The sequence below is a fragment of the Microbacterium sp. Leaf436 genome, assembly GCF_001424715.1.
GTDB lineage: Bacteria > Actinomycetota > Actinomycetes > Actinomycetales > Microbacteriaceae > Microbacterium.
This window is the reverse complement of sequence record NZ_LMRB01000002.1, coordinates 956,409-978,517: the sequence shown is the minus strand read 5'-3', so window position 1 is coordinate 978,517 and position 22,109 is coordinate 956,409. Positions and strand designations below refer to the sequence as shown.

At 70.9% G+C, this 22,109-nt stretch carries 29 protein-coding genes; 13 read left to right on the top strand and 16 right to left on the bottom strand.

Going from position 1 to position 22,109, the window contains the following annotated elements; all coding sequences use genetic code 11:
* Positions 1 to 7: 7 nt before the first annotated feature.
* The 3 genes from ASG45_RS08885 to ASG45_RS08875 form a co-directional block, all read right to left on the bottom strand.
* Positions 8 to 739 (bottom strand): NUDIX hydrolase, encoded by a 732-nt coding sequence (locus ASG45_RS08885; protein ID WP_055835745.1) that lies wholly within the window; start codon positions 737 to 739, stop codon positions 8 to 10.
* A gap of 94 nt (positions 740 to 833) precedes the next feature.
* Positions 834 to 1,358: a hypothetical protein gene (locus ASG45_RS08880; RefSeq protein ID WP_055835742.1), complete on the bottom strand. Its 525-nt coding sequence runs from the start codon at positions 1,356 to 1,358 to the stop codon at positions 834 to 836.
* A gap of 81 nt (positions 1,359 to 1,439) precedes the next feature.
* Positions 1,440 to 2,417, bottom strand: a complete 978-nt coding sequence (locus ASG45_RS08875; protein ID WP_055835737.1) for a dioxygenase family protein — start codon at positions 2,415 to 2,417, stop codon at positions 1,440 to 1,442.
* 169 nt (positions 2,418 to 2,586) lie between these two features.
* On the opposite strand from ASG45_RS08875, the gene ASG45_RS08870 reads away from it, so the two are divergent.
* Positions 2,587 to 2,898 (top strand): hypothetical protein, encoded by a 312-nt coding sequence (locus ASG45_RS08870; protein WP_055835734.1) that lies wholly within the window; start codon positions 2,587 to 2,589, stop codon positions 2,896 to 2,898.
* Positions 2,899 to 2,947: 49 nt separating this feature from the next.
* On the opposite strand, the gene ASG45_RS08865 is transcribed toward ASG45_RS08870, so the two are convergent.
* Positions 2,948 to 3,775, bottom strand: a complete 828-nt coding sequence (locus ASG45_RS08865) for an SDR family NAD(P)-dependent oxidoreductase (RefSeq protein ID WP_055835731.1) — start codon at positions 3,773 to 3,775, stop codon at positions 2,948 to 2,950.
* Positions 3,776 to 3,961: 186 nt separating this feature from the next.
* Between ASG45_RS08865 and msrB the strand changes: the two genes are divergently transcribed.
* Both msrB and msrA read left to right on the top strand, forming a co-directional pair.
* Positions 3,962 to 4,420 (top strand): peptide-methionine (R)-S-oxide reductase MsrB, encoded by a 459-nt coding sequence (gene msrB / locus ASG45_RS08860; protein WP_055835728.1) that lies wholly within the window; start codon positions 3,962 to 3,964, stop codon positions 4,418 to 4,420.
* A 38-nt stretch (positions 4,421 to 4,458) separates the two neighbouring features.
* Positions 4,459 to 5,013: a peptide-methionine (S)-S-oxide reductase MsrA gene (gene msrA / locus ASG45_RS08855; protein WP_055835725.1), complete on the top strand. Its 555-nt coding sequence runs from the start codon at positions 4,459 to 4,461 to the stop codon at positions 5,011 to 5,013.
* 48 nt (positions 5,014 to 5,061) lie between these two features.
* Here msrA and ASG45_RS08850 read toward each other — a convergent pair whose 3' ends face one another.
* Positions 5,062 to 5,460 (bottom strand): arsenate reductase ArsC, encoded by a 399-nt coding sequence (locus ASG45_RS08850; protein WP_055835721.1) that lies wholly within the window; start codon positions 5,458 to 5,460, stop codon positions 5,062 to 5,064.
* Between the two features lie 63 nt (positions 5,461 to 5,523).
* Between ASG45_RS08850 and ASG45_RS08845 the strand changes: the two genes are divergently transcribed.
* Entirely contained in the window at positions 5,524 to 6,759 is a 1,236-nt protein-coding gene (locus tag ASG45_RS08845; protein ID WP_055835719.1) for an NAD(P)/FAD-dependent oxidoreductase, read from the top strand.
* Positions 6,760 to 6,791: 32 nt separating this feature from the next.
* Here ASG45_RS08845 and ASG45_RS08840 read toward each other — a convergent pair whose 3' ends face one another.
* From ASG45_RS08840 to ASG45_RS08830, 3 genes are read right to left on the bottom strand one after another with little or no spacing between them, the layout of a single operon-like run.
* A complete protein-coding gene (locus ASG45_RS08840) occupies positions 6,792 to 7,307 on the bottom strand; it encodes a GNAT family N-acetyltransferase (RefSeq protein ID WP_200943401.1) in 516 nt (171 codons plus the stop codon).
* Complete coding sequence (locus ASG45_RS08835) at positions 7,304 to 8,257, bottom strand: dipeptidase (protein ID WP_055835715.1); 954 nt, start codon at positions 8,255 to 8,257, stop codon at positions 7,304 to 7,306. Before ASG45_RS08835 ends, ASG45_RS08840 begins: the two co-directional genes overlap by 4 nt.
* A 1-nt stretch (position 8,258) precedes the next feature.
* Complete coding sequence (locus tag ASG45_RS08830) at positions 8,259 to 9,029, bottom strand: sulfurtransferase (protein WP_055835712.1); 771 nt, start codon at positions 9,027 to 9,029, stop codon at positions 8,259 to 8,261.
* 104 nt (positions 9,030 to 9,133) lie between these two features.
* Between ASG45_RS08830 and ASG45_RS08825 the strand changes: the two genes are divergently transcribed.
* The 3 genes from ASG45_RS08825 to ASG45_RS08815 are packed head-to-tail and all read left to right on the top strand — an operon-like array spanning position 9,134 to position 11,407.
* Entirely contained in the window at positions 9,134 to 9,949 is an 816-nt protein-coding gene (locus ASG45_RS08825; protein WP_235561587.1) for a glycosyltransferase family 2 protein, read from the top strand.
* The gene (locus tag ASG45_RS08820) at positions 9,949 to 10,779 is read left to right on the top strand and encodes an endonuclease/exonuclease/phosphatase family protein (RefSeq protein WP_055835706.1); all 831 of its coding nucleotides are present in this window, start codon (positions 9,949 to 9,951) and stop codon (positions 10,777 to 10,779) included. The genes ASG45_RS08825 and ASG45_RS08820 overlap by 1 nt, the downstream gene beginning before the upstream one ends.
* A gap of 40 nt (positions 10,780 to 10,819) precedes the next feature.
* Positions 10,820 to 11,407, top strand: a complete 588-nt coding sequence (locus tag ASG45_RS08815; protein WP_082509377.1) for a hypothetical protein — start codon at positions 10,820 to 10,822, stop codon at positions 11,405 to 11,407.
* A gap of 45 nt (positions 11,408 to 11,452) precedes the next feature.
* On the opposite strand, the gene ASG45_RS08810 is transcribed toward ASG45_RS08815, so the two are convergent.
* On the bottom strand, positions 11,453 to 13,000 hold the full coding sequence (locus ASG45_RS08810; protein WP_055835704.1) for a catalase: 1,548 nt from the start codon (positions 12,998 to 13,000) through the stop codon (positions 11,453 to 11,455).
* Positions 13,001 to 13,182: 182 nt separating this feature from the next.
* Here ASG45_RS08810 and ASG45_RS08805 point away from each other — a divergent pair, with 182 nt between their 5' ends.
* Positions 13,183 to 13,398, top strand: coding sequence for a DUF2945 domain-containing protein (locus tag ASG45_RS08805; protein ID WP_055835701.1), 216 nt, complete (start codon positions 13,183 to 13,185; stop codon positions 13,396 to 13,398).
* A gap of 151 nt (positions 13,399 to 13,549) precedes the next feature.
* On the opposite strand, the gene ASG45_RS08800 is transcribed toward ASG45_RS08805, so the two are convergent.
* A complete protein-coding gene (locus ASG45_RS08800) occupies positions 13,550 to 15,007 on the bottom strand; it encodes a cryptochrome/photolyase family protein (protein ID WP_055835699.1) in 1,458 nt (485 codons plus the stop codon).
* Positions 15,004 to 15,159 carry a DUF2256 domain-containing protein gene (locus ASG45_RS15895; RefSeq protein ID WP_082509373.1) on the bottom strand — a complete coding sequence of 52 codons (156 nt, stop codon included), beginning with the start codon at positions 15,157 to 15,159 and terminating at the stop codon, positions 15,004 to 15,006. The genes ASG45_RS08800 and ASG45_RS15895 overlap by 4 nt, the downstream gene beginning before the upstream one ends.
* 113 nt (positions 15,160 to 15,272) lie before the next feature.
* Between ASG45_RS15895 and ASG45_RS16725 the strand changes: the two genes are divergently transcribed.
* The gene (locus tag ASG45_RS16725) at positions 15,273 to 15,407 is read left to right on the top strand and encodes a hypothetical protein (RefSeq protein WP_268773221.1); all 135 of its coding nucleotides are present in this window, start codon (positions 15,273 to 15,275) and stop codon (positions 15,405 to 15,407) included.
* Between the two features lie 43 nt (positions 15,408 to 15,450).
* Here the strand turns inward: ASG45_RS16725 and ASG45_RS08795 are convergent, their stop codons facing one another.
* On the bottom strand, positions 15,451 to 15,942 hold the full coding sequence (locus ASG45_RS08795; RefSeq protein WP_055835696.1) for a pyridoxamine 5'-phosphate oxidase family protein: 492 nt from the start codon (positions 15,940 to 15,942) through the stop codon (positions 15,451 to 15,453).
* Positions 15,943 to 15,993: 51 nt separating this feature from the next.
* A complete protein-coding gene (locus tag ASG45_RS08790; protein WP_055835693.1) occupies positions 15,994 to 16,350 on the bottom strand; it encodes a hypothetical protein in 357 nt (118 codons plus the stop codon).
* Between the two features lie 529 nt (positions 16,351 to 16,879).
* Here ASG45_RS08790 and ASG45_RS08785 point away from each other — a divergent pair.
* The gene (locus ASG45_RS08785; protein WP_055835690.1) at positions 16,880 to 17,083 is read left to right on the top strand and encodes a cold-shock protein; all 204 of its coding nucleotides are present in this window, start codon (positions 16,880 to 16,882) and stop codon (positions 17,081 to 17,083) included.
* 246 nt (positions 17,084 to 17,329) lie between these two features.
* Positions 17,330 to 18,445, top strand: coding sequence for a fatty acid desaturase family protein (locus tag ASG45_RS08780; RefSeq protein WP_082516521.1), 1,116 nt, complete (start codon positions 17,330 to 17,332; stop codon positions 18,443 to 18,445).
* Positions 18,446 to 18,529: 84 nt separating this feature from the next.
* Here ASG45_RS08780 and ASG45_RS08775 read toward each other — a convergent pair whose 3' ends face one another.
* Together ASG45_RS08775 and ASG45_RS08770 are read right to left on the bottom strand one after the other, a co-directional pair.
* Positions 18,530 to 19,138 (bottom strand): M15 family metallopeptidase, encoded by a 609-nt coding sequence (locus tag ASG45_RS08775; protein WP_055835681.1) that lies wholly within the window; start codon positions 19,136 to 19,138, stop codon positions 18,530 to 18,532.
* Positions 19,139 to 19,206: 68 nt separating this feature from the next.
* A complete protein-coding gene (locus tag ASG45_RS08770; protein WP_055835678.1) occupies positions 19,207 to 19,710 on the bottom strand; it encodes a metallophosphoesterase family protein in 504 nt (167 codons plus the stop codon).
* A 52-nt stretch (positions 19,711 to 19,762) separates the two neighbouring features.
* Between ASG45_RS08770 and ASG45_RS08765 the strand changes: the two genes are divergently transcribed.
* On the top strand, positions 19,763 to 20,431 hold the full coding sequence (locus ASG45_RS08765) for a response regulator transcription factor (protein ID WP_055835675.1): 669 nt from the start codon (positions 19,763 to 19,765) through the stop codon (positions 20,429 to 20,431).
* Complete coding sequence (locus tag ASG45_RS08760) at positions 20,424 to 21,521, top strand: sensor histidine kinase (RefSeq protein ID WP_055835672.1); 1,098 nt, start codon at positions 20,424 to 20,426, stop codon at positions 21,519 to 21,521. The genes ASG45_RS08765 and ASG45_RS08760 overlap by 8 nt, the downstream gene beginning before the upstream one ends.
* Here ASG45_RS08760 and ASG45_RS08755 read toward each other — a convergent pair.
* The gene (locus ASG45_RS08755; protein ID WP_055835668.1) at positions 21,494 to 21,958 is read right to left on the bottom strand and encodes a VanZ family protein; all 465 of its coding nucleotides are present in this window, start codon (positions 21,956 to 21,958) and stop codon (positions 21,494 to 21,496) included. The genes ASG45_RS08760 and ASG45_RS08755 overlap by 28 nt on opposite strands.
* Positions 21,959 to 22,109 lie beyond the last annotated feature (151 nt).

Sequence of the window (22,109 nt, the reverse complement as noted above, 5' to 3'; positions counted from 1 at the left end):
GAACACGCTAATGATCAGCAGTGTGGGGAGAAGGGGTCGAGCCCGGGTCGGGGAGCGCGATCTCGCGCTCGGCATCCCACGGCTCGGTCCAGCCCAGGCGGTCGAACAGCCCGTCGAGCACCATCGCGGTGAACCCCCAGACCGTCTGCGGACCCCCGGCCGTCTCGAGCGCGAACGCAGGCCCCCTCCACTCCCGTCCGTCGCGGCGGATCACCGTCGACCCGCGACGCGCCGGGTCGAGCAGATCCGCGACGGGCGCGCGGAACACCTCGGCCGACTCGGCCCGGTCCACGGCGCGCACGGGCGTCGGACGCGACCACCAGCCGATCACCGGGGTGACCTCGTGCCGGGAGAACGCCAGGGGGACGGCGTCGAGCGCGCCCAGCACCTCGACCCCGGCCGGATCGAGCCCCGTCTCCTCTCGTGCTTCCCGCAGCGCCGCCGCCACGGCATCCGCATCGTCCGGGTCGACCCGCCCACCGGGGAAGGCCACCTGGCCGGGGTGGGCGCGCAGCGTGCTCGCCCGAGCCAGAAGCAGGACGTCGAGGTCGCTCGGAACGTGGGTCGCCCGTCGCCGACTCGGGATGCCGTCGAGCACGCCGAACAAGATGAGCACGGCCGCCGCGCGCGCCTCGCCCTCGACCGGCAGCGCCTGCAGGGCGGTGAAGGCGTCGGCGGGTGCCGGTCCGGTCCGCGGCCGACGGACGAGGTCTTGCAGTTGTGCGCGGGGCGAGGGCATGGATCGATTAGATCACCGCGCCCGCCGCTCGCTCAGCCGTTGCAGGCCCAGCCGTCGCCGTCGCGGTCGTGCGGGTAGCCCAGTGTCGGCGCGATCAGCCCGCCGCTCGAAAAACGAACCTGTCATCGGGCGACCACTCGTGCTGATCGTCGCAGCGGTATCCCCGCAGCCATGCTCGGTCATCGATCACCCTGAGATAGAGGCCTGCCGGGAAGTCGGGGTCGTCTCGAAGGCGCGGAGCGGCGACGGTGAGGGATCCCGACGGCGCGCGACCGGCGCTCAGCACCCTGTCGGGGGCCGACGCCTGGTCGTGCAGAGCCAGTCGCAGGTACGCCGCGGTGGCCGGGGGGCAGAGTCGGAGCCCGTCGGCCAGCGCGCGTTCGTAGATCTCAGGCAGGGTCCCCCCTTCGGGAAGACCGAGCTCGCGCACCGAACGCTCCACGATCACGAGCGTCTCGGCTTCAGAAGGACCCTCGACCGCCGCCACGGCCAGGAGCGTTTCGGCGTGCACGTTGAGGAGGACGCGTGCTTCATCGAGTCGCGCGAGAAGCTCCTCGTGGGAGAGACCGCCGACGAGAACACGCCGCCCCGGCGTCGCATCGTTCTGAAGTCCTGTCACTCACCGAGGCTACTCGCGGCGAGATCTCACCGTGAGGCGGTGGCGTTCAGGACGGTGAGGGTGGGGTGGGGTCCTCGTCGGTCAGCCGCGTCCGCCAGGAGCGGCGCCCGCGGTCGGGGTGGTGGCGGTGTCGACGCGGACGCCCAGAGCGACCGTCCAGCCGGCGGTGTTGTCGCCCGAGGCGGTGGCGAGCTCGAGCGCTCCCCCGTCGTCGCCGAACACGTTGTCGCTGGCGAGCGAGACGCGGGAGAGATTGGATGCCGACGAGGGATACGCCGCGTCCGCATAGACGACGTCGCACGCGGCCTGCGGCAGGGCCACCTGCGAGGTCGCGATCGCCTGGGAGGCATCGGTGATGGCATCCACGTTCGGGTACACCTCGAAGTGGATGTGGGGCCAGCGGCCGTCGTAGCAGCCGGGGAAGATCGAGGTGAACGACACGACGCCGTCGGATCCGACGACCTGCACGCCTCGGAGGTACGTCTGGTCCTCGATGCCCGAGGAGTACATCGAGTAACGCCCCTGGGTGTCGCAGTGCCACACGTACACGGCGGCACCGGCGAAGGGCACGTCGCCGCCGGCGGTGTCGAAGATCGTGAGGTTCAGGGTCATGGGCACGCCCGTTGCTGCAGCGCCTCCGTCGAGGCTCGTGCGCAGGTCGCTGCGCACGATGCCGGACCGCTCGAGGACGTCGGGGCCGTTCGACCCGTCACCCGGGTAGGGCCCCGCGGTCTCGTCGGGGATCTCGCCGGCGGGCAGGGCGGCGGCCGCGCTCGCGGCCGAGGCGGTGGGTGTCGCCGAGACGGTCGGGGTGGCGGTGGGCGTGGCGGTGGGCGTCGTTGTGGGCGCGGTCGTCCCGGTCGCGGCCGGGGTGCAGGCGGCGACCGCGACCGCACCGGCACTGAGGGTGACGAGACCCAGGATGCCGCGGCGCGACACGAGCGTTCGGATGTCGAACGGTGCCCCCTGGTCGACGACCGGCTCGTCGGCACGGTCGAGCAGACGGCCCTCGTACGCGGGGCCGTCGGGGGTCATCTGGGTGTCGGGAATCCTGGTCATGGCCGCCTCCGGGTGTCGGGTGATGTCGATGGGTCGACTGTGCGCGACGCACCCTGTCCGAGACTTGACCGATCCTGTGCGCGAGCTATGCGATCCGCCGCCCCGCGATCGTCGCCCACGACCCGCGCGCGGAATCCGCGTGTGAAGATGAACCGACAGGAGGTGGGCGATGTCCGAGACGCTGCACGCGGTGACGCTGGTCGTCGACATGCCCATCACCAAGATCGACGCGTTGGATGTCATCGCGCTCGCTGCCGACGGAGGGGTCGACGACGCCGGAACGGCGCGCCCCCGGGTCTGGTTGGCCCCGCACGCCTGGGCCGAGGTCGAGATCCCGAAGTTCGCCGATCCGCCGCCGTTCGCGATCGACGTCTACTCCGACGTGTCGGGTGAGATCGCCTGGGCGCAGGCGCGCCGCTTGCACGACGGCCTCGAGCGCCTCGGATGGAACGTCGGGCCGCCGCGCGCGGGAGTGCGCTGACCGCACCCGCGGCAGCCGTCCGCGCGGCGGTGACCCTCGACCGCTCGGCTCAGAGCGGCAGGTCCGCGAGCACGGCGCTGCGCTCCCAGAGCTGTCGCGCCACCACGGGATCGTCGGCCAGCCGGTTGGTCTTGGCCGCCTTGTTGTTCGAGTAGAAGCCGCCGGGCACCCAGTCGACGCCGGGCTTGCCGAGGGCGAGCCAGGTCAGGCGCGCGCCGCCGACCGACGTCGACGTCATGAGGCGTTGGGCGAGCGGTCCGCCGTAGAGGAACTTCCACGGTCCGTCGCTGGTCGATCCGAAGTTCGAGGCGATCACGCCCGGGTGGAAGGCCACGGCCGAGAGACCCGCATCGCCGAAGCGGCGGTTCAGCTCCTTGGTGAACAGCACGTTCGCCAGCTTCGCGTTGCCGTACGCCGCGGTCGAGGAGTAGCGGTGCTCTCCCTGCAGATCGTCGATGTCGAAGCGGGGGAAGAGCCTGGCCGCGGCGCTCGAAGTCTGGATCACCGACGCCTGCGACTCGATGAGCCGCTCGCGCAGCAGGTTCGTGAGCAGGAAGGGCGCGAGATGGTTCACCTGGAACGTGGTCTCGTAGCCGTCGGCCGTCAGGGTGCGCTCGCCGAACACGCCCCCGGCGTTGTTGGCGAGCACGTCGATGCGGGGGTAGCGCTCCAGAAGGGAGGCCGCGAGCTCGCGCACCTGCGACAGCTCGCTGAAGTCGGCGACGAACGACTCCACCCCGAGCGTGCGCGCCACCCGGGCGGTCTTCTCGGGGTTGCGCCCGACCACCACCACTTCCTCGCCGAGCTGGGCGAGTTGTTTCGCGGATGCGGCGCCGATGCCGTCGCTGGCGCCGGTGATGACGATGGTGCGGGTCATGCGAACCTCCTGGTCGATGTCGTCACGCTAGTGCGGGCACCGGTGACAACCGCGGGGCTTGCTCTCGGCATCCTCCCTCCCCGACAACTCACAGCCCGCTCCCAGCCCCGCGGGACCAAAACCGGCGGCGACGACGTTCTTCCCCGTATCGCCCGATTCCGGGCGTCTGAACGAGAGGACACACCCGTGAGCACGGAGTACCGGAAGACGTCGGAGGCGTTGAGCCGTCTCACCGACCGCCAGTTCGCCGTCACGCAGGACGACGCCACCGAGCCGCCGTTCCGCAACGAGTACTGGGACAACCACGAGGACGGGATCTACGTCGACGTCGTGTCGGGGCAGCCCCTGTTCTCGTCGAGGGACAAATTCGAGAGCGGTTCGGGCTGGCCGAGCTTCACCCGCCCCCTCGACGACGCCGCCGTCGTCGAGAAGAAGGACCGCACCCTGTGGATGACGCGCACCGAGGTGCGCTCCGCCGGAGCGGACAGCCACCTCGGGCACCTGTTCGACGACGGCCCCCGCGATGCCGGCGGGCTGAGATACTGCATGAACTCGGCGGCGATGCGTTTCGTGCCGGTCAGCGAGCTCGACGCCCAGGGGTACGGCGCGTACCTCCCCCTGTTCCGCGAGAGCCCCGCCTCGTGAACCTCTTCCCGTTCCGCAACCGCAAAAGGAGCACCACCATGACCAGCGGACCTTCCGACACCGGCGAGATCACCCGCCGCCCCGGCACCGAGACCGCCGTCCTCGCGGGCGGCTGCTTCTGGGGTGTCGAAGACCTCATCCGTCGCCAGCCCGGCGTGCTCGACACGCGCGTCGGGTACACCGGCGGTCAGAACGAGCACGCCACTTACCGGAACCACCCCGGGCACGCCGAGGCCGTCGAGATCGTCTTCGATCCCACGCAGACGAGCTACCGCGACATCCTGGCGTTCTTCTTCCAGATCCACGACCCCTCGACCCTGAACCGTCAGGGCAACGACGTGGGTACGAGCTACCGCTCGGCGATCTTCCCGCTCTCCCCCGAGCAGGAGAAGGTCGCGCGCGACACGATCGCCGACGTCGACGCCTCGGGCATCTGGCCCGCGAAGGCCGTCACCACGATCGAGCCCGAGGCCGCGTTCTGGGAGGCCGAGCCCGAGCACCAGGACTACCTCGTGCGCATCCCCCACGGCTACACGTGCCACTTCGTGCGCCCCGGTTGGGTGCTGCCGAAGCGCGAGGAAGCCTCCGCGTAAGTCGCCTGACGAGGGCCCGGATGCCACGGCATCCGGGCCTTCGTGGTGTCAGGCGAGCAGTTCGTCGAGCAGGCGCTGCACCCGGGTCTTGATGTCGTCGCGGATCGGCCGCACCTCGTCGAGGCCCTTTCCCGCCGGGTCGGTGAGCTCCCAGTCCTCGTAGCGCTTGCCGGGGAAGATCGGGCACGCGTCGCCGCAGCCCATGGTGATCACCGCGTCGGACGCGCGCACGTCATCGGTCAGCAGCAGCTGCGGCACCTCGGCGCTGATGTCGATGCCCTCCTCGGCCATCGCCGCGACCGCCATCGGGTTGAGCGTCGCGCCCGGGGCGCTGCCTCCGGACAGGACGGTGACGCGGTCGCCGCCGAGCGCGCGCGCGTAACCGGCGGCCATCTGGGAGCGTCCGGCGTTGTGGACGCAGACGAAGAGGACGGTGACGGATTCCATGCCCTCATCATCGCGCACGGCAACCCCCGCTCCCACCCGTAACGCGCTGCATAGGCTCGCCGGATGAGCGCATACGACGTCATCGTGGTGGGCGCGGGCCTGGCCGGGCTCCGCTGCGCGACCCACCTGGCCGAGTCCGGTCGCGACGTCGTCGTGCTGGAGGCCGGCGACACCGTCGGCGGGCGAGAACGCACCGATGTCGTCGACGGGTTCCGCCTCGACCTCGGGTTCCACGTGCTGAACCCGGCGTACCCGGCCGTGCGACGGTGGGTCGACGTCGACGCCCTCGCCCTCCGGCGCTTCCCCGTCGCCGTCGGCGTGCGGCTCGACGACCGCCTCGCACGGCTGGCGCATCCGCTGCGCCACCCGCTGTCGATCCCCGCGACGCTGTCGAGCGGACTCGTGCGACCCGCCGACCTCGTCGCCCTGGCGCGCTGGGCGGCCCCCACCCTCGCCTCCGCCCGCGCGGCGAAGACCGGCCCCGACCGCACGCTCGCCGAGGCGTGGGATCGCACCGGGCTCCGCGGCGCGCTGCGCGAGAGCGTGCTCGAGCCGTTCCTCGCCGGTGTCCTCGCCGACGACCGGCACGAGACCTCCGACGCCTTCGTGCGCCTTCTCATCCGCAGCTTCGCCCTCGGCCGCCCGGGCGTCCCCGCCGCGGGCATCGGCGCGCTTCCCGCGCAGCTCGCCGACACCGCGCGGCGCGCCGGGGCCGGCATCCGGCTGTCGCACCGGGTCGTCTCCACCCGCCGCCGCGCGCACGGCTGGCACGTGGGCGTCGAGGGCCACGAGGCCGTGACGGCGCGCGCCGTCGTCGTCGCGACCGGGCTCGCGCCCGACCTCGACGTCCCGCTCCCCCGCCCGCGGGGCCTGCAGACGTGGTGGTTCGCCACCGATCGGTCGCCCAGCACCGACGCCGCTCTGCGCGTCGACGGGCGCCGTCGCGGACCGATCGTCAACACCGCGATCATGACGAACACCGCCCACACGTACGCGCCGCGCGGGCAGCACCTCGTGCAGGCGACGTGCGTGATGCCGTCGGAGGCGTCGGAGGACGGCATCCGTCGCCAGCTCGCCGAGATCTGGGATGCCGACACCCGCCCCTGGCGCCTGCTCCGCCGCGACGATGTCGTCGGCGCGCTCCCCGCGCAGGACCCGCCGCTGCGGCTATGTCGACCCGTCAGGCTCGACGACGGACGGTACATCGCGGGCGACCACCGCGACACCGCGTCGATCCAGGGCGCGCTGGTGTCGGGGCAGCGGGCCGCCGAAGCCGTGCTCGCAGACCTCGCCGGCTGAACGGGCACCCGGGCGGTCGGCGGAATGCCGTCTCAGACCGCTCCGGCGACCTCGCCGCGCGCCGCCAGCGCGGTCAGGGCCTCGCCGGTCACGCGACGCGTCGTCCACTCCTCCATCGCCTCGGCCCCGAGCGCGCGGTAGAAGCCGATGGCGGGCTCGTTCCAATCGAGCACGGTCCACTCCAGACGCGTGTACTGCTTCTCGAGGCACTCCGCGGCGAGCGCCGACAGCAGGGCGACGCCGTAGCCGTGCGAGCGGTATTGCTCGTGCACGTACAGGTCTTCGAGCCAGATGCCGTGGCGGCCGGTCCACGTGGAGTAGGTGAGGAACCAGATCGCGATGGCGCGGATGCCGTCGGGCCCCTCCACGACGAACGCGAACGCACGGGGATCGTCGCCGAACAGGGTCTCGGCGATCATTCCGGCCGTGTTCTCGACGGCATCCGGCTCCTTCTCGTAGTCCGCCAGCGCCTGGATGCACGCCAGGATGCCGTTCTCGTCGCCGGCACGCGCGGCGCGCAGCACGGCGCCGTCTCGAAGGTCGGTCATGGGCGGGGCTCCCAGCTCTCGGCTGCGACCCGGCGGAAGTTGCCGCCGAGCACCGCAGCGACGTCGGTGTCGCTCCATCCTCGCGCCTGCAGCGCTCCCCCCAGGTCGACGAACGTCTCGGGCGGCATCCACTGCATCGGCCCCCACCGGGTGTAGCTCTCGTCGTACAGCTCGGGGGTCCCGGCGATCGTGGCGCGGAAGGTCTGCCAGTCGAACGAGAAGTCGGTGCTCACACCGACGTGCCGGATGCCGACGACCTCGACGGCGTGATCGAGGTGGCGCACCATCGCCTCGAGGGTGGGGGTGTTGGGGCCGAGGAAGATCCCCACCCCCGTGATGCCCACCACTCCCCCGGTGTCGGCGACGGCTCGCGCCTGGTCGTCGGTGATGTTGCGCGGGTGCTCCCACACCGCACGCATGTTGGAGTGGCTGAAGACGACCGGTCGGGTCGAGACCGCGCACAGGTCGAACGTCGTCCGCGCGCCGACGTGCGAGCCGTCGGGCACCATGCCGCTCGCGTTCATCTCGGCGACGAGGTCGCGCCCCCACCCGGTGAGGCCGTCGTCGACCGCGTCCAAGCAGCCGCCGCCGGCGCGGTTGGCGTGGTTGTAGGTCGGCGCCAGGGTCCGCACACCTTGCGCGACGAGGCTCTGCACCGCGTCGAGGTCGCCGCCGAGCGGCGCGCAGTCCTCGAGGTCGAAGGCGACGGCGGTGTCGCCTCGCGCGGCGATGCGGTCGATGTCGGCGACGGTAGCGGCCAGCTCGAGGCCGTCGATCGCGGTGACCTGCGCCCGGAAGGAGCGGAGCAGGGATGCCGTGAGCGCGGGCGAGTGGGGGGCGAATCCGACGTTGAGCGAGACGTATCCCCCGCCGCCGCCGCGGTAGCGGAGCAGTTCGCCGAGGTCGGCCGTCTCGACGAGCTCGACGCAGGCGTGCTGGTCCCAGAGCATCTCAGACGCCCGTGGGAGAGAAGCCCGCGGGAGCGAGGGCCGTGCCCGCCGGGGCGAGCGCCGGGTCGACGGCCTCGCGCTCGTCGAAGACGAAACACTCGCCATTCCAGTGCGCACCGCCCTGGGCGGCGAACCACCCGAGGATGCCCCCGTCGAGCTGATAGGCGTCCAGCCCCTCGTCGCGCAGGTACAGCGCCGCCTTCTCGCAGCGGATCCCCCCGGTGCAGAAGCTCACCACCGTTTTGCCGGCGAGTTCGTCGCGGTGGGAGTCCGCCGCATCCGGGAACTGGGTGAAGCGCTCGATGCGCCAGTCCTTCGCACCCGCGAAGGTGCCGTAGTCGACCTCGAACGCGTTGCGGGTGTCGACGAGCACGACCTCGCGGCCGTCGTCGTCGCTGCCCCGATCCAGCCACCGGCGCAGGGTCTCGGGCGACACGGCGGGGGCCCGGCCGTCCTGCGGGCGCACCTCGGGGCGGTCCATGCGGATGATCTCGCGCTTGACCTTCACCAGGAGCCGCCCGAACGGCACGGCGTCCGACCAGCTGTCCTTCGTCTCGAGGGCGGCGAACCGCTCGTCGGCGCGCAGGTGATCGACGAAGGCACGCACGGCGTCCGGCGCTCCGGCCAGGAAGAGGTTGATGCCCTCCTCGGCCAGCAGGATCGTTCCCCGCAGTCCCGCCGCCCCGGCCCGATCGCGGAGCGTCTCGCGCACGACAGCGGGATCGTCGATGCGCGTGAAGAGGTACGCCGAGACGTTGAGGACGGATGCCATGTCTCCAGCGTACGAAAGCGTCAACCCGGCGAGCGCCCCTCGACGCATCGCTTAGCGTGGCAGGACGACCCCGTCTGGAGCCCGCCGTGCCCGAAAGATCCGCTGTGACGCCCGATACTGTGCCGCTCAACACCGTGTCGGTCGTCATCCCCGTCCTCGACGACGGACCGCACCTGCGGCGGTGTCTGCGAGCCCTGGCGGCGCAGACCACCGTCGCCGACGAGATCGTCGTCGTCGACAACGCCTCGACCGACGACAGCGCCGACATCGCCCGCGCCGCGGGTGCCCGCGTCGTGTTCTGCGGCGAGCGCGGCATTCCCGCCGCGGCCGCCACCGGATACGACGCCGCCCACGGCGACCTGATCCTGCGTCTCGATGCCGACAGCATCCCCGAGCCCACGTGGGTGGCGAGCATGATCGACGCGCTGAGCGACCCGGCGGTGGACGCCGTGACCGGCGGCGCCGTCTTCCACGACGGTCCCGTCGCCGGGCGAGTGGCCCTGTCGCGCGCCTTCCTGGGCACGTACGCCGCCTTCGCGTTCCCCGCGCTGGGCCACACGCCGCTCTGGGGGTCGAACATGGCGTTCCGGCGACGCGCCTGGAACGCGGTCCGCGGTGAGGTGCACGTGGACCCCGAGCTTCACGACGACCTCGATCTCGCGTACCACCTCGGCCGGCGTCACCGTATCCGCTTCGTCCCCGGCCGGCACATGCGGGTGTCGTCGCGCACGGTCGAGCCGCGCCGCTTCGTCCGCTGCTTCCGCCGCGGGGCGGGGACGGTGTTCGCGCACTGGCCGGGCGACATCCCGCCCGCACGGTGGGCGCGGCTCATGCGCCGACGTGCGACCCACGCCGGCCGCGCCCGCGAGGTCGGCGCGCCGAGTGAGTCGCGCGGCTCGCGCAGCGGGGCTGGTCGCTGATGGCCGGCATCCTGTTCCCGAACGTCGACGCACCCGACCTGCACGTCATGAGCTTCAACGTGCGACGCCGCTTCGAGCGCCTCACGTGGCCGCCCGCCGACCGGTGGCCCCTGCGCAAGCAACGCCTGCGCACCTTCCTCGGCGCGAACCGCCCGCATCTGCTCGGCTCACAGGAGGCGATGCCCGACCAGGCTCGCTGGGTACAGGACTCCCTGGGCACGCGCTACGGGCGGGTGGGCCTCGGTCGCGGCAAGGACCGCGGCGGCGAGGGCACACCGCTGTTCTACGATCGCGACCGCATCGAGCTGGAGGACTGGGAGCAGGTCATGCTCTCCGACACCCCGACCGTGCCGGGTTCGACGGGGTGGGGCAACACCATCCCCCGCGTCGCGGTGATCGCGCAGCTGCGCGACCGCGCGACCGACGCGCGCTTCACCTTCGTCAACACCCACTTCGACGCGTTCTCACGACGAGCCCGCAAGCGTTCGGCCACGTGGCTGCACGACCTGGTCGCCGATCGCACGCGACCGCTGCTGTTCACTGCCGATGTCAACGCGCCCATCCGCTCCGACGAACTCGCCGAGATGTTCGCCGCGGGTCTGCTCGTCGACACCTGGTCGTACGCCCCCACCCGACGGACCGCCGAGTGGGGCACCTTCAACAACTACGCGCGCCCGAAGCTCGGCGCTCGGCGCATCGACGCCGTGCTCGCGACCCCCGACGTCGGGGTGCGCGCCGTGGGCATCGACCCCCGGCCGACGGGCACGCAATGGCCGAGCGACCATCTGGCCGTGCAGGCCGTCGTGCGCATTCCCACCGGGGCGGCATGATGGCGCACGGACGAGCTGTCGACACGAGGGAGGGGCACCCGTGATCCGGGCCATGTACGCCAACCTGAAGCGCCCGCCGCGAAGCGTCACGGATTGGGTGACCGATGCCGTTCGTGCGCTCGCCATCGTGCTCGTGATCGTCTCGCTGTTCACCCTGCCGTTCACGGACTTCGCCGTGCTGTCGATGTCGCTGCCCGCGGTGATGCTCTCGCGCATGATCGGCCTGCGTTCGGGCCTCGACCTCGTCACCTGCGTCACCGTGTTCGTCGCCGCCGGCAGCAACGTGCTCGAGCTGTATCGGGCATGGACGGGGTGGGATCTCGTCGTTCACCTCGCCTGCACCGGTCTGCTCGCCGCCGTCGCCCTGGTGCTGCTCGACGATGCCGGAGTCGTCGCGCCGACCGGGCGTCGCCGCACGCCGATCGTCGTGGCCACCCTCGCGGGCCTCGCGCTCAGCGCCGTGTGGGAGATGATCGAGTGGTTCGGCTACCGCTTCATCACCGACGCGATCTTCGTCACCTACGACGACACCATCGGCGACATGATCGCGGGCGGGGCGGGAGCACTCATCGCCGGCGTGCTGGCCTCCCGCTTCCGGCTGACGCGCGAGGAGCGCGCGCCGCTCTGAGGCGTGAACCGGCGACGCCCCGCGGGGCGCCGCGGGTCGCCGACCTCAGATCTTCCCCGCCACGTCCGTTCCGACGAGGTCACCGTCGGGGTTCGGCTCGCTCAACTGCTCGCCGGGCGCGGTCGAACCCTCGAGCGGGGGCAGCGCGGCCTCGACACGGGAGCCGACCTCGGCATCCACGTTCTTCCAGTACTGCACGGCGCGCTCGCGCACCTCGGCGCGGGTCACTCCCCCGACGTGCCCGGTGATCGTCTCGACGAGGCGGTCGCGCTGCTCGGCCGACATGACCTCGCGCACCAACGTGCCCGCCTGACCCCAGTCGTCGTCTTCGGGGTGCAGGGTGGCCGCCGAGCGGACGAGGTCGCCGTCGCTCTGCCAGCCGCCGTCGCCCGCGCGGCGCGGGTCGGCCGCGGGGCCGCCGACCGAGTTGGGCGCGTACACGGGCACCTCGGGCGCGTTGTACTCGTAGCGCATCGCGCCTTCCTTCGAGTACGAGTGCACCTCGGTGTGCGGCCGGTTGACCGGCAGCTGCTGGTAGTTCGTTCCCACGCGGTAGCGGTGCGCGTCGGCGTAGCTGAAGATGCGGGCCTGCAGCATCTTGTCGGGGCTGCCGTCGATGCCGGGCACGAAGTTCGACGGCTCGAAGGCCGCCTGCTCGATCTCGGCGAAGTAGTTGCCCGGGTTGCGGTTCAGCTCCATCGTGCCGACCTCGATCTCGGGGTAGTCGCTGTGCGGCCACACCTTGGTCAGGTCGAAGGGGTTGAACCTGTACGTCTTGGCGTCGTCGTACGGCATGATCTGCACCTTGAGCGTCCACGTCGGGAACTCGGCCCGCTCGATCGCGGCGTAGAGGTCGCGAATGTGGAAGTCGGCGTCTTGACCGGCGATCTGGTCGGCCTCGTCTTGCGTGAGCGTCTTGTGGCCCAGGTCGGTGTGGAAGTGGTACTTGACCCAGAACCGCTCCCCCTCGGCGTTGATCCACTGGTAGGTGTGCGAGCCGTAGCCGTTCATGTGACGCCACGAGGCCGGGATGCCGCGGTCGCCCATCAGCCAGGTCACCTGGTGCGCGCTCTCGGGAGACAGCGTCCAGAAGTCCCACTGCATCGTGTTGTCGCGCAGGTGGCTGCCCGGCAGGCGCTTCTGCGAGCGGATGAAGTCGGGGAACTTGATGCCGTCCTTCACGAAGAAGACCGGGGTGTTGTTGCCGACGAGGTCGTAGTTGCCCTCGGTCGTGTAGAACTTCAGCGAGAAGCCGCGCGGATCGCGCCAGGTGTCGGGGCTGCCCTGCTCGCCGGCGACCGACGAGAAACGGGCGAGCATCTCGGTCTCGACGCCGGGCTGGAACAGAGCGGCGCGCGTGTAGGCCGACACGTCGCCGGTGGTGCGGAACGTGCCGAACGCTCCGCCGCCCTTGGCGTGCACCACGCGCTCCGGCACCCGCTCGCGGTTGAACTGCGCGAGCTTCTCGATGAGGTAGTGGTCGGTGAGGGCGAGGGAGCCGTCGGCTCCGACGCTCTGCGAGTGTTCGTCACTGGCGACCGGGGCGCCGTTGTTGGCGGTGGTCGGGCTCTGCGGGGTGGTCGGCTCGGTCATGGCTCTCCTGACGTCGTGGGCCGCGAAACGAAGGCCCACCTCGACGCTACGCAGGGGCCCCGACATCACTCGGGCATTGCGGTTGCGCGCCCGACCACGTAGTGGGTGCAGCCGGTGTCAATCCCCCGAGCGCGCCCTCGCGCTGCCGAGAGCATGAGCGCACACGAACGGAAGGACGCACCATGTCGAAGGATCTGTCGAAGGGCGACCGGGTCAGCTGGAACACCCCGCAGGGGCGCACGCAGGGTGAGGTCGTCGAGAAGAAGACGAAGGATTTCGAGCACGACGGCCAGAAGTTCACGGCATCAGATGACGAACCGGCCTACCTCGTGAAGTCCGAGAAGTCGGGCTCGAAGGCCGCGCACAAGGGTTCGGCACTGAACAAGCTCAAGGGCTGACCGGGCACGCGGTGCCGAACTCCTGAGTTCTCGGCGGTCGGGTGCGTATATCGCCGCGACGCGGCGCGGACGCGCGAAAACTCAGGAGTTCGGCGCGCGGCGCCGACGGCTTCGCCGACCGCCGGCGAAAGCGCGGCGCCCGAGGGACCGCCTACTCTTTCGCGTCGCGCCGCTTTCGCATCTGGGCCAGTGCGAGGCTCAACCGGTGGTTGCCGGCCAGCACGTCCTCGTGGCGTTCGAGGAACGCCCAGTACGCCTCGGTGAACACGGAGTCCTTGGCATCCGCCGCCGACGGCCACCACGAGCCCATCTTCTGCAGGTACGCCCCGCCCGACACGTACGGCTTGGTCGCGACGAAACCGCCGTCGGCGAACTGGCTCATCCCCATGACGTTGGGCACCATGACCCAGTCGTACGCGTCGACGAACAGGGCCAGGAACCAGTCGTTCACCTGTCGCGGGGCGTAGCCCTGCAGCAGGAACCAGTTGCCGAGCACCATCAGCCGCTCGATGTGGTGCGCGTAGCCCCACCGGTGCACGCGTTCGAGCACCGTGCGCACCGGGATCGGCAGGGTGCTCGGCATCCGCTGCCCGGTGTACCAGTACTTCTCGATGCGCTGCTCGAGGTGCAGCGCGTTGACGTGCTCCAGCTCCGGGTGCGCCCGGTACATGCCGCGCATGTACTCGCGCCATCCGATCACCTGGCGGATGAACCCCTCGACGGATGCCAACGGGGCATCGGTCCGGGTCGCCGCGGCGACCACCTCCTCGACGGTGAGCAGGCCGATGTTCAGCATCGGCGAGATGATCGCGTGGAAGAGGAAGGGCTCGTCAGCCTTCATCGCGTCTTCGTAGCGGCCGAAGTCGTTCAGGCGCTCGGCGACGAACACGTCGAGCCACTGCCTCGACTGCTCCGGCGTGACCGGCAGCCAGAACTCCCCCGCCGCGCCGGGCTGGTCGGGGAAGAGCTCGTCGACCTCGGCGATGACCTCCCGCGTGATGTCATCATGCTCGGGCTGCGGCAGTGCCGGGATCTCGACCCCCTTCTTGGGCAGCGGCTTGCGGTTGTCGGCGTCGAAGTTCCAGCGGCGCCCCGCGGGCTTCCCCCCGTCCATCAGGATGCCGGTGCGCCGGCGCTGCCAGTGGTAGAAGTCCTCCATGAGCGGCGTCGGGTGCTCGGCGAACCACCGGTCGACCTCGTCTTCGGGGGTGAGGAACAGCCCGTCCGAGAGGATGTCGGTGTCGACTCCCCGCTTCTCGCACAGACGCGCGATGCGATCGTCGACCGGGCGGTTCGGGTCGCTCATCCACCGCAGCGTCCCGACGCCGTGATCGTCGAGCAACCGCGTCAGGCCGGCCGCGAACCCGAGATCGTCGCGCAGGGTGATCCGACGCACGGTGCGCCCCTCGGACTCGAGCCGTGCGGCGGTGTGCCGCATCGCCGACACGAGCAGCACGATCTTGTGCCGGTGGTAAGGGAGCTTCCGGAACCTCGGCGCGGATTCGATGAAGAAGAACTCATCGACGTCGGCGTCGGCGTAGGCGGGGTGCTCCTCGAACTGCTGCGTCGCCAGGATGAGCGCCGCGGTGACCTTCGCCGACGCACTCACGCGCTCCTCCGAGCTGCGGCGGCCTTCGCTCGGCATCCGCGCGAGCAGTAGAGCACCTGATCCCACTGATCGCGTCCGCTCCACCGCTTGCGGTCGGTGAAGGGCCGGCCGCAGAACGCGCAGGGCTTGGAACGCACCTCGGGTCGTGACATGCCGTCATCGTCGCAAGACCCGACCGTGCGCCCCGGGGGCTTGCGCCTCGCACACGGGTACGGTCCGCGCAATACCCGCGCGCGATGAGCACGGGCCGTGGTCGGGTGGCGGCATGAACTCGACACCCGGCCACGGCCACGACGACACCGCCGATCAGCCCGACGAACTCGAGACGGCGGACGCCCCCGAGATCCCCGACACCACCGACGGCGACGACGCGCCCGTCGACAACCCCTCCGGCGGCTGAGCCGACACCCCCCGCGCGGCGAGCCGCCGCGGGGGGCGTGCTCTCAGTCGGTCAGGTCGAACGTCTCGTTCTCGCCGCCACGAGGACGTTCGCCGGTGACCTTCGACGTCACCAGGGCCACCGCCGTGGCGATGCGACCGCCCGCACTCCCCCAGTACTCGCCGGTCAACGCCGACACCTTCAGCAGCGTCACACCGGGCGACTCGGGCCCCTCCGGGAACCACGCCTCGACGCTGGTCGACCACAGCTCCTTGAGCTTGGCCAGGTCGTCCACCACCTCGCCCTCACCGGCGAGCGAGAGCCAGAGACCGTCGGAGCTGAACGACAGGCCCACCTTCGGGTCGCGCCGCACGTGCTCGACGGCCGACGCGTGCGTCCCCACGATGAACCACAGGTCACCGTCGGACTCGGTCTCCTGCACCGTGAGCGGGTGGGCATGCAGGTCGCCGCCCTCGGCCCGCGTGGTGACCATCGCGAAACGGAACTTCTTGAGCAGATCGTTGAGCTTCTCGAGCTCGGACGGGGTGGAGGACATGACGGTTCCTTTCATCGGAACTCTCAGCAGACCCCGACGGCGAGCGGCACGCTACGGATTGACCTCGCCGCCGGCATCTGCTCCCGAGGCGGGCGGTGCGAGCCCGTCGAGCTCCTCGACGGCGTCGGCCGCGCGACCGATGCGCGCGTCGACCTCCTCGTCCCACCAGCGCGGGCCGCGCTCTCCGAGGCCCGTCTTCGCCAGGCCCACCCGACGGCGCGCCGAGGCGACCGCGGCGTCGTCGCCCGCGCGCTTCCCGGTGCGCACGGCGGAGCGCGCCCGGCCCAGATGCGAACGCAGACGTGCGGCGAGGTCGTCGGGCAGGGCGGGGTCGGTACGCCGCCAGCGACGGCCGTCGATCACGAGCCACCGTTCATCGTCGGAGGGGGAAGGATCGCCGGATGCCATGACTCCAGTGCACACGTTCGACGCCGTCAGCATCCTCTCGGGCACAGAACCGGTATCCGTGATAACGTGGAGGCATTAATTCTGGGACTTGCTTCATGGACGACCGCCTCATCGCAGAGATGCCGGGCGCACAGCGCCGAGCCGTGAGTGACAGCATTCCCTCCCCCTACCATCGCGTGCCTCGCTCGACGGCTTCGGTCCTCGCCTCGCACTCGCGGAAAGTTTCTGTGTCCTTGCTTCACCTTTCGCCACTATCGTGGCGCCAGGCCGATCTCGACGTCTTCGTCGCGATGGCCGGATCCGACTACGCCGGTTTCGTCGGCGCGGGCACCTCGGGCTTCGAAGCCCAGGGTCCGCTCGGCGAGAATCTCGGTGTCCACACGTCCGTCGACGCGGCTCAGGCCGCCGTCAACGGGCATCGCGTACGAGCCACCAGTACGGTGACTCGGCGTAACCCGTCCGCTCCGCACGCGCCGGAGCGGCGCCCACGGCCGCGACTGCGGCCCAACATGAATAAAGGAAGAACACGATGGCCACTGGCACCGTGAAATGGTTCAACTCCGAAAAGGGCTACGGCTTCATCGCTCCCGATGACGGCTCCGCCGACCTGTTCGCGCACTTCAGCGCGATCCAGGGCAACGGCTTCAAGGAGCTGCAGGAAGCGCAGAAGGTCGAATTCGACGCCGAGCAGGGCCCCAAGGGCATGCAGGCTGCGAACATCCAGCCCCTCTAAGCTCCGCTTACCTCGGAAGCCGGGACCCGTCGCCTCGCGACGGACCCGGCTTTCGTCGTTCCCGGGGGGCGTCGGCGACCTTCGCGTCCGCGCCGGCGTCGTCTGCGTCTCTTCGCATTTCCCGTGAGCCTCCTGCACATGTGGATGTATTCCGAACGCCCCATACGGTCCCCCGTAGTGTGATCCTCAGACCGGGGTATCCACCTCGGCTCCCGACCACGGTCAACCCGATTAGAGGAGCAGTCCATCGCCTCCACCATCGTCGAGTCCCGCCTCGGCCCCGTTCGTCAGACGTACTCCGGCACCACCGAATTCCCCCCGATCGCGAAGGCCTACACAGAGTTGTCGTCGGTCGTCCGCGAGAGCGGCCTCCTGGCCCGCACCCCCCGGTTCTACCTCGTGGTGGGCATCGCGATCACCCTCGGGTTCGCCGCCACCATCACCGGTTCCATTCTTCTGGGTGACAGCTGGTTCCAGCTTCTGATCGCCGCGGCACTCGGCATCCTGTTCACCCAGGTCGCGTTCCTCGCCCACGAGGCGAACCACCGCCAGATCCTGGCATCCGGTCCCGCGAACGACCGGTTGGCACTGTGGATCGGCAACGGCGTCGTCGGCATGAGCCAGTCGTGGTGGGCGTCCAAGCACACGCGGCACCACGCCAACCCGAACCGCGTCGGCAAAGACCCCGACATCGAGATCGACACGATCTCGTTCCTCGACGAAGACGCCGCCAAGGCCCGCGGCATCCAGCGCTGGATCACCCGGCGACAGGGATGGCTGTTCTTCCCCCTGCTCACGCTCGAGGGCCTGAACCTGCACGCCCTCGCCTTCCGCCACCTGTTCTCTCGTCAAGAGGTCAAGGGCCGCTGGCGCGAGTTGGCTCTGCTGGCCGTGCGCCACGCGCTGGTGCTGACGCCCATCTTCGTGTTCCTGCCCCTCGGCATGGCGTTCGCCTTCCTGGGTGTGCAGCTCGCCGTCTTCGGCGTGTACATGGGAGCGTCCTTCGCCCCCAACCACAAGGGCATGGCCGTCATCGAACCCGGAGCAAAGCTGGACTTCTTCAGCAAGCAGGTGCGCACCTCGCGCAACATCTCCGGCGGCTGGTGGGCCACCTGGCTCATGGGCGGTCTGAACTACCAGATCGAGCACCACCTGTTCCCGAACATGGCCCGCCCGCAGCTCAGCCGCGCCCGCGCCATCGTCCGCGAGCACTGCCAGACCCTAGGTGTGCCGTACGTCGAGACGACCCTGCTGCAGTCCTACGGAATCGTCATCCGCTACCTCAACGAGGTCGGACTCGCGGCCCGCGACCCGTTCGACTGCCCGCTGACCGGCTCGTCGCGTCACCTCGCGGTCAAGTAGCAGCACGCAGCACCACGACGGCGCCGCCCCCTCCAGGGGACGGCGCCGTCGCTGTATCACCCGCGGGCTCTCACCCGCGGGCTGTCACCCGCGGGCGTCGGTGCGCGGCTCGGGGCAGTCCTCCCCGTCGCGGGTCGCGCGCTCGAAATGCCACCGCTCGTTCGCGTACGTCTGGCAGAGCCCCCACGCGCGACCGTGCTCGATGAGCCACAGCTGCGCGTCGAGCGAGCCGATGTCCACCGCCCGGCCCGTCACATGACTCGACCGCTCGGGTGTGGCCACGAGCTCCCGCGCCGTCTCTTCACTGCCGGAGGTGGCGATCGCGTCGGCCAGCAGCCACCGTTGATAATCGGCGCTGCGCCACCCGCTCGTGATGTCGAAGGTGACGCCGTCGTCGAGGGCGGCGACCTGCGCCGCGCGCAGGGCCTCACGCAGACCTTCGTCGAGGCGCACCATCGCGGGATGTTCGTCTTCGTCGACGCTCAGCGGGAGTGCCGCGTCGACGACGCCGTCGTCGATCGTGGGGGCGTATCCCGTCGCCGCGAGCACGCCCGAGGTGAACGAGATGGCCGTCGTCGAGGCGGCCAGGGTGATCGCCGCCGTGAGGACGACGACGAGGCCGCCGCCGATGGTGAGCAGCGCCAGACGGCGTCGGTGTCGAGAAGAAGAGGGAGCAGAGGTCGGGGGTGCCATGGACCCAGTCGAGCGCCCACCGCGTTGCAGGATCGTATGCGACGACGCATACGCCGCCGATACCGCGTTCAGTCGCGCGACACCTCGTGCAATTCGACGTCGTGCACCCCGGAGTCGGCGAGGGTCAGCGTCATCACCGTGCACGCCGGCTGACGTCGCCGGTCGGTGGGCGACCCGGGGTTGAGCAGTCGCAGGCCTCGCGGAGTCACGGTGTCCCAGGGGATGTGGCTGTGCCCGAACACCAGCAGATCGGTGTCGGGGAACGCCGCGTCCATTCGCCGCTCGCGCCCCGCCGCCGCGCCCGTCTCGTGCACCACGGCGACGCGCACGCCCTCGATGTCGGCGCGGGCGACCTCGGGCAGACGCGCCCGCAGGTCGTCGCCGTCGTTGTTGCCCCACACGCCGAGGACCGGTCCGAGGGCGCTCAGCTCGTCGAGGACCGCCGCCTCGACCCAGTCGCCCGCGTGCACGATGAGGTCGACTCCGGATGCCGCCCGCCGCACGGCATCCGGAAGCACGCGCGCCCGCTTCGGCACGTGGGTGTCGGCCAGCAGGAGGAGTCGCGTCGCCATGCCCCCCACGCTACATACGCCCGCAATACACCGGTCGGCCTACGATCGCGGTATGCGTGTGCTGATCGTCGAGGACGAGCCCTACCTCGCCGAAGCGATCCGCGATGGTCTGCGGCTCGAGGCGATCGCGGCCGACATCGCCGGCGACGGCGACACCGCTCTGGAACTGCTCGGGTACACCGCCTACGACGTCGTCGTGCTGGACCGCGACATCCCCGGCCCCAACGGCGACGAGATCGCGCGCGAGCTCTCGGCTCGGCCGGCGGCCCCGCGCGTGCTCATGCTCACCGCCGCCGACCGACTCGACGACAAGGCCCGCGGGTTCGAGAGCGGCGCCGACGACTACCTCACCAAGCCCTTCGTGCTCAAGGAGCTCGTGCTGCGCCTGCGCGCCCTCGCCCGGCGCCCCGCGGCCGGGACTCCCCCGGTGCTCGAGCGCGACGGCATCCGCCTTGACCCCTTCCGGCGCGAGGTCTACCGCGACGGACGCTATGTGTCGCTCACCCGCAAGCAGTTCGCGGTGCTCGAGGTGCTGCTGGCCGCGGCCGGCGGGGTCGTGAGCGCCGAGACGCTGCTCGAACGCGCGTGGGACGAGAACGCCGATCCCTTCACCAACGCCGTCCGCATCACGATCTCGACGCTGCGCAAACGGCTCGGCGAGCCGTGGCTGATCCAGACGGTCGCCGGGGTGGGCTACCGCGTCGGGTCCGCCGATGAGTGAGCGCCCGGCGGGACTCTCGGTCCGGCTCAAGCTCACTCTCAGCTACGCGGCCTTCGTCGTGGTCGTGGGCGTGGCGGTGTTCGTGCTGGGCTTCCTCGTGCTGCGGTTCCTGCCCGAGGGCAACCTCTCGTCCGAGAGCGGGGCCTTCACCCCCGGCCGGCGCGATCTGGTCGAGGCGTTCGTGCGATACGCCTGGTACACGGTGATCGGCCTCGCGGCCCTCGGCCTCGGCGGCGGGTGGTTCGTGGCCGGCCTCATGCTGCGCCCGCTGACGCGCATCACGGACGCTGCCCGTGCCGTGCGCGACGGCGACCTGCAACACCGCGCGGCGCTGCCCGGGCGCCGCGACGAACTCACCGATCTCGCCGACACCTTCGACGCGATGCTCACCCGCGTGGGCGAGACCCTCGACGAGGAGAAGCGCTTCGCGGCCAACGCGTCGCACGAGCTGCGCACCCCCCACGCCACGATGCGCGCGCTGCTCGAAGTGGCGCACGCCGATCCCGCGGGCGTCGACCTGCCGACACTTCTGCACCGCCTCGAGGTCACCAACGAACGCGCCATCGACCTCACCGAGGCGCTCCTCGATCTCGCGCGGGTCGACCTCGCGGTCGCCGGACGAGCCGGTGAACGGCCGCGGCACACGACCGATGTCGGAGCCCTGGTCACCGCGGCGGTCGACGACGAACGCGACGGGGCCGCCGCCGCCGGCATCGATCTCGCCGTCCCTGCCGCGACGGGTGTCGTGGCGCGCGTCGATGCGACCCTGGTCCGCCAGGCGGTGGGGAATCTCGTCCGCAACGCCGTCGTGCACAACGTCGCCGGCGGTTGGGTGCGGGTCGCGGTGGGCGGCGACGAGACCGACGTCATCGTCGACGTCGCGAACTCGGGGGCCCCGCTCCCGCGCGAACTCGTCGCCACGCTCGCCGAGCCCTTCGTGCGGGGAGCGGGCCGCACCCGAGGCCGGTCCGACGGAACGGGTCTCGGACTCGCCATCGTCGCCTCGGTCGCCCGGGCGCACCGGGGCCGGCTCGAGCTGTGGCCGAGGGCGGACGGCGGGCTTCACGCCCGTCTGCGGCTGCCCCGCTGAGCCGACCCGCGATCCCCGCGGAACATCACCCGCGCGAAGACCACGACGACCGTGCCGACCAGGGCGCCGGCGGCGTTCGCCACCACGTCGCCCGGATCCGACACGCGACCGGGCAGCACCGTCTGCGCGACCTCCACCGTGAGCGACACCGCGGCCGCCACGAGGACGGATGCCGGAGACCATCGCAGCGGCAGCAGGAGCGCGAGCGCGGCGCCGAGCGGCACGAAGAACGCGATGTTGAGCGCGGTGTCGGCGTTGCCGCCGAGCAGCAGGTCGTTCCACCGCGGCGGGAGGTGGTCGAGCGCATCGAGGACGAGCGTGCGCGCGGGCCAGGCGACGGCCCGCGGAGCGAGCGTCAGCCCCGCCACGACGGTGAGCACGGCGGTGGCGAGCAGGATGCGCGCGGTGGTCGGAGAGGGCGCGGAGCGATCGGACACGGAAACCTCCAGCAGAACGGGAACCTCAGTCCATCGCCCGCGGCGTTGCCGGAACGTCTGCGCCCGGCGATACATCCGCGATATCCCGCGCGCGCGTTCTCTCCGCACGAGCCCGTGCGCTCGGTGAGTGCGCGCGGGTGCGTGCGCGCGG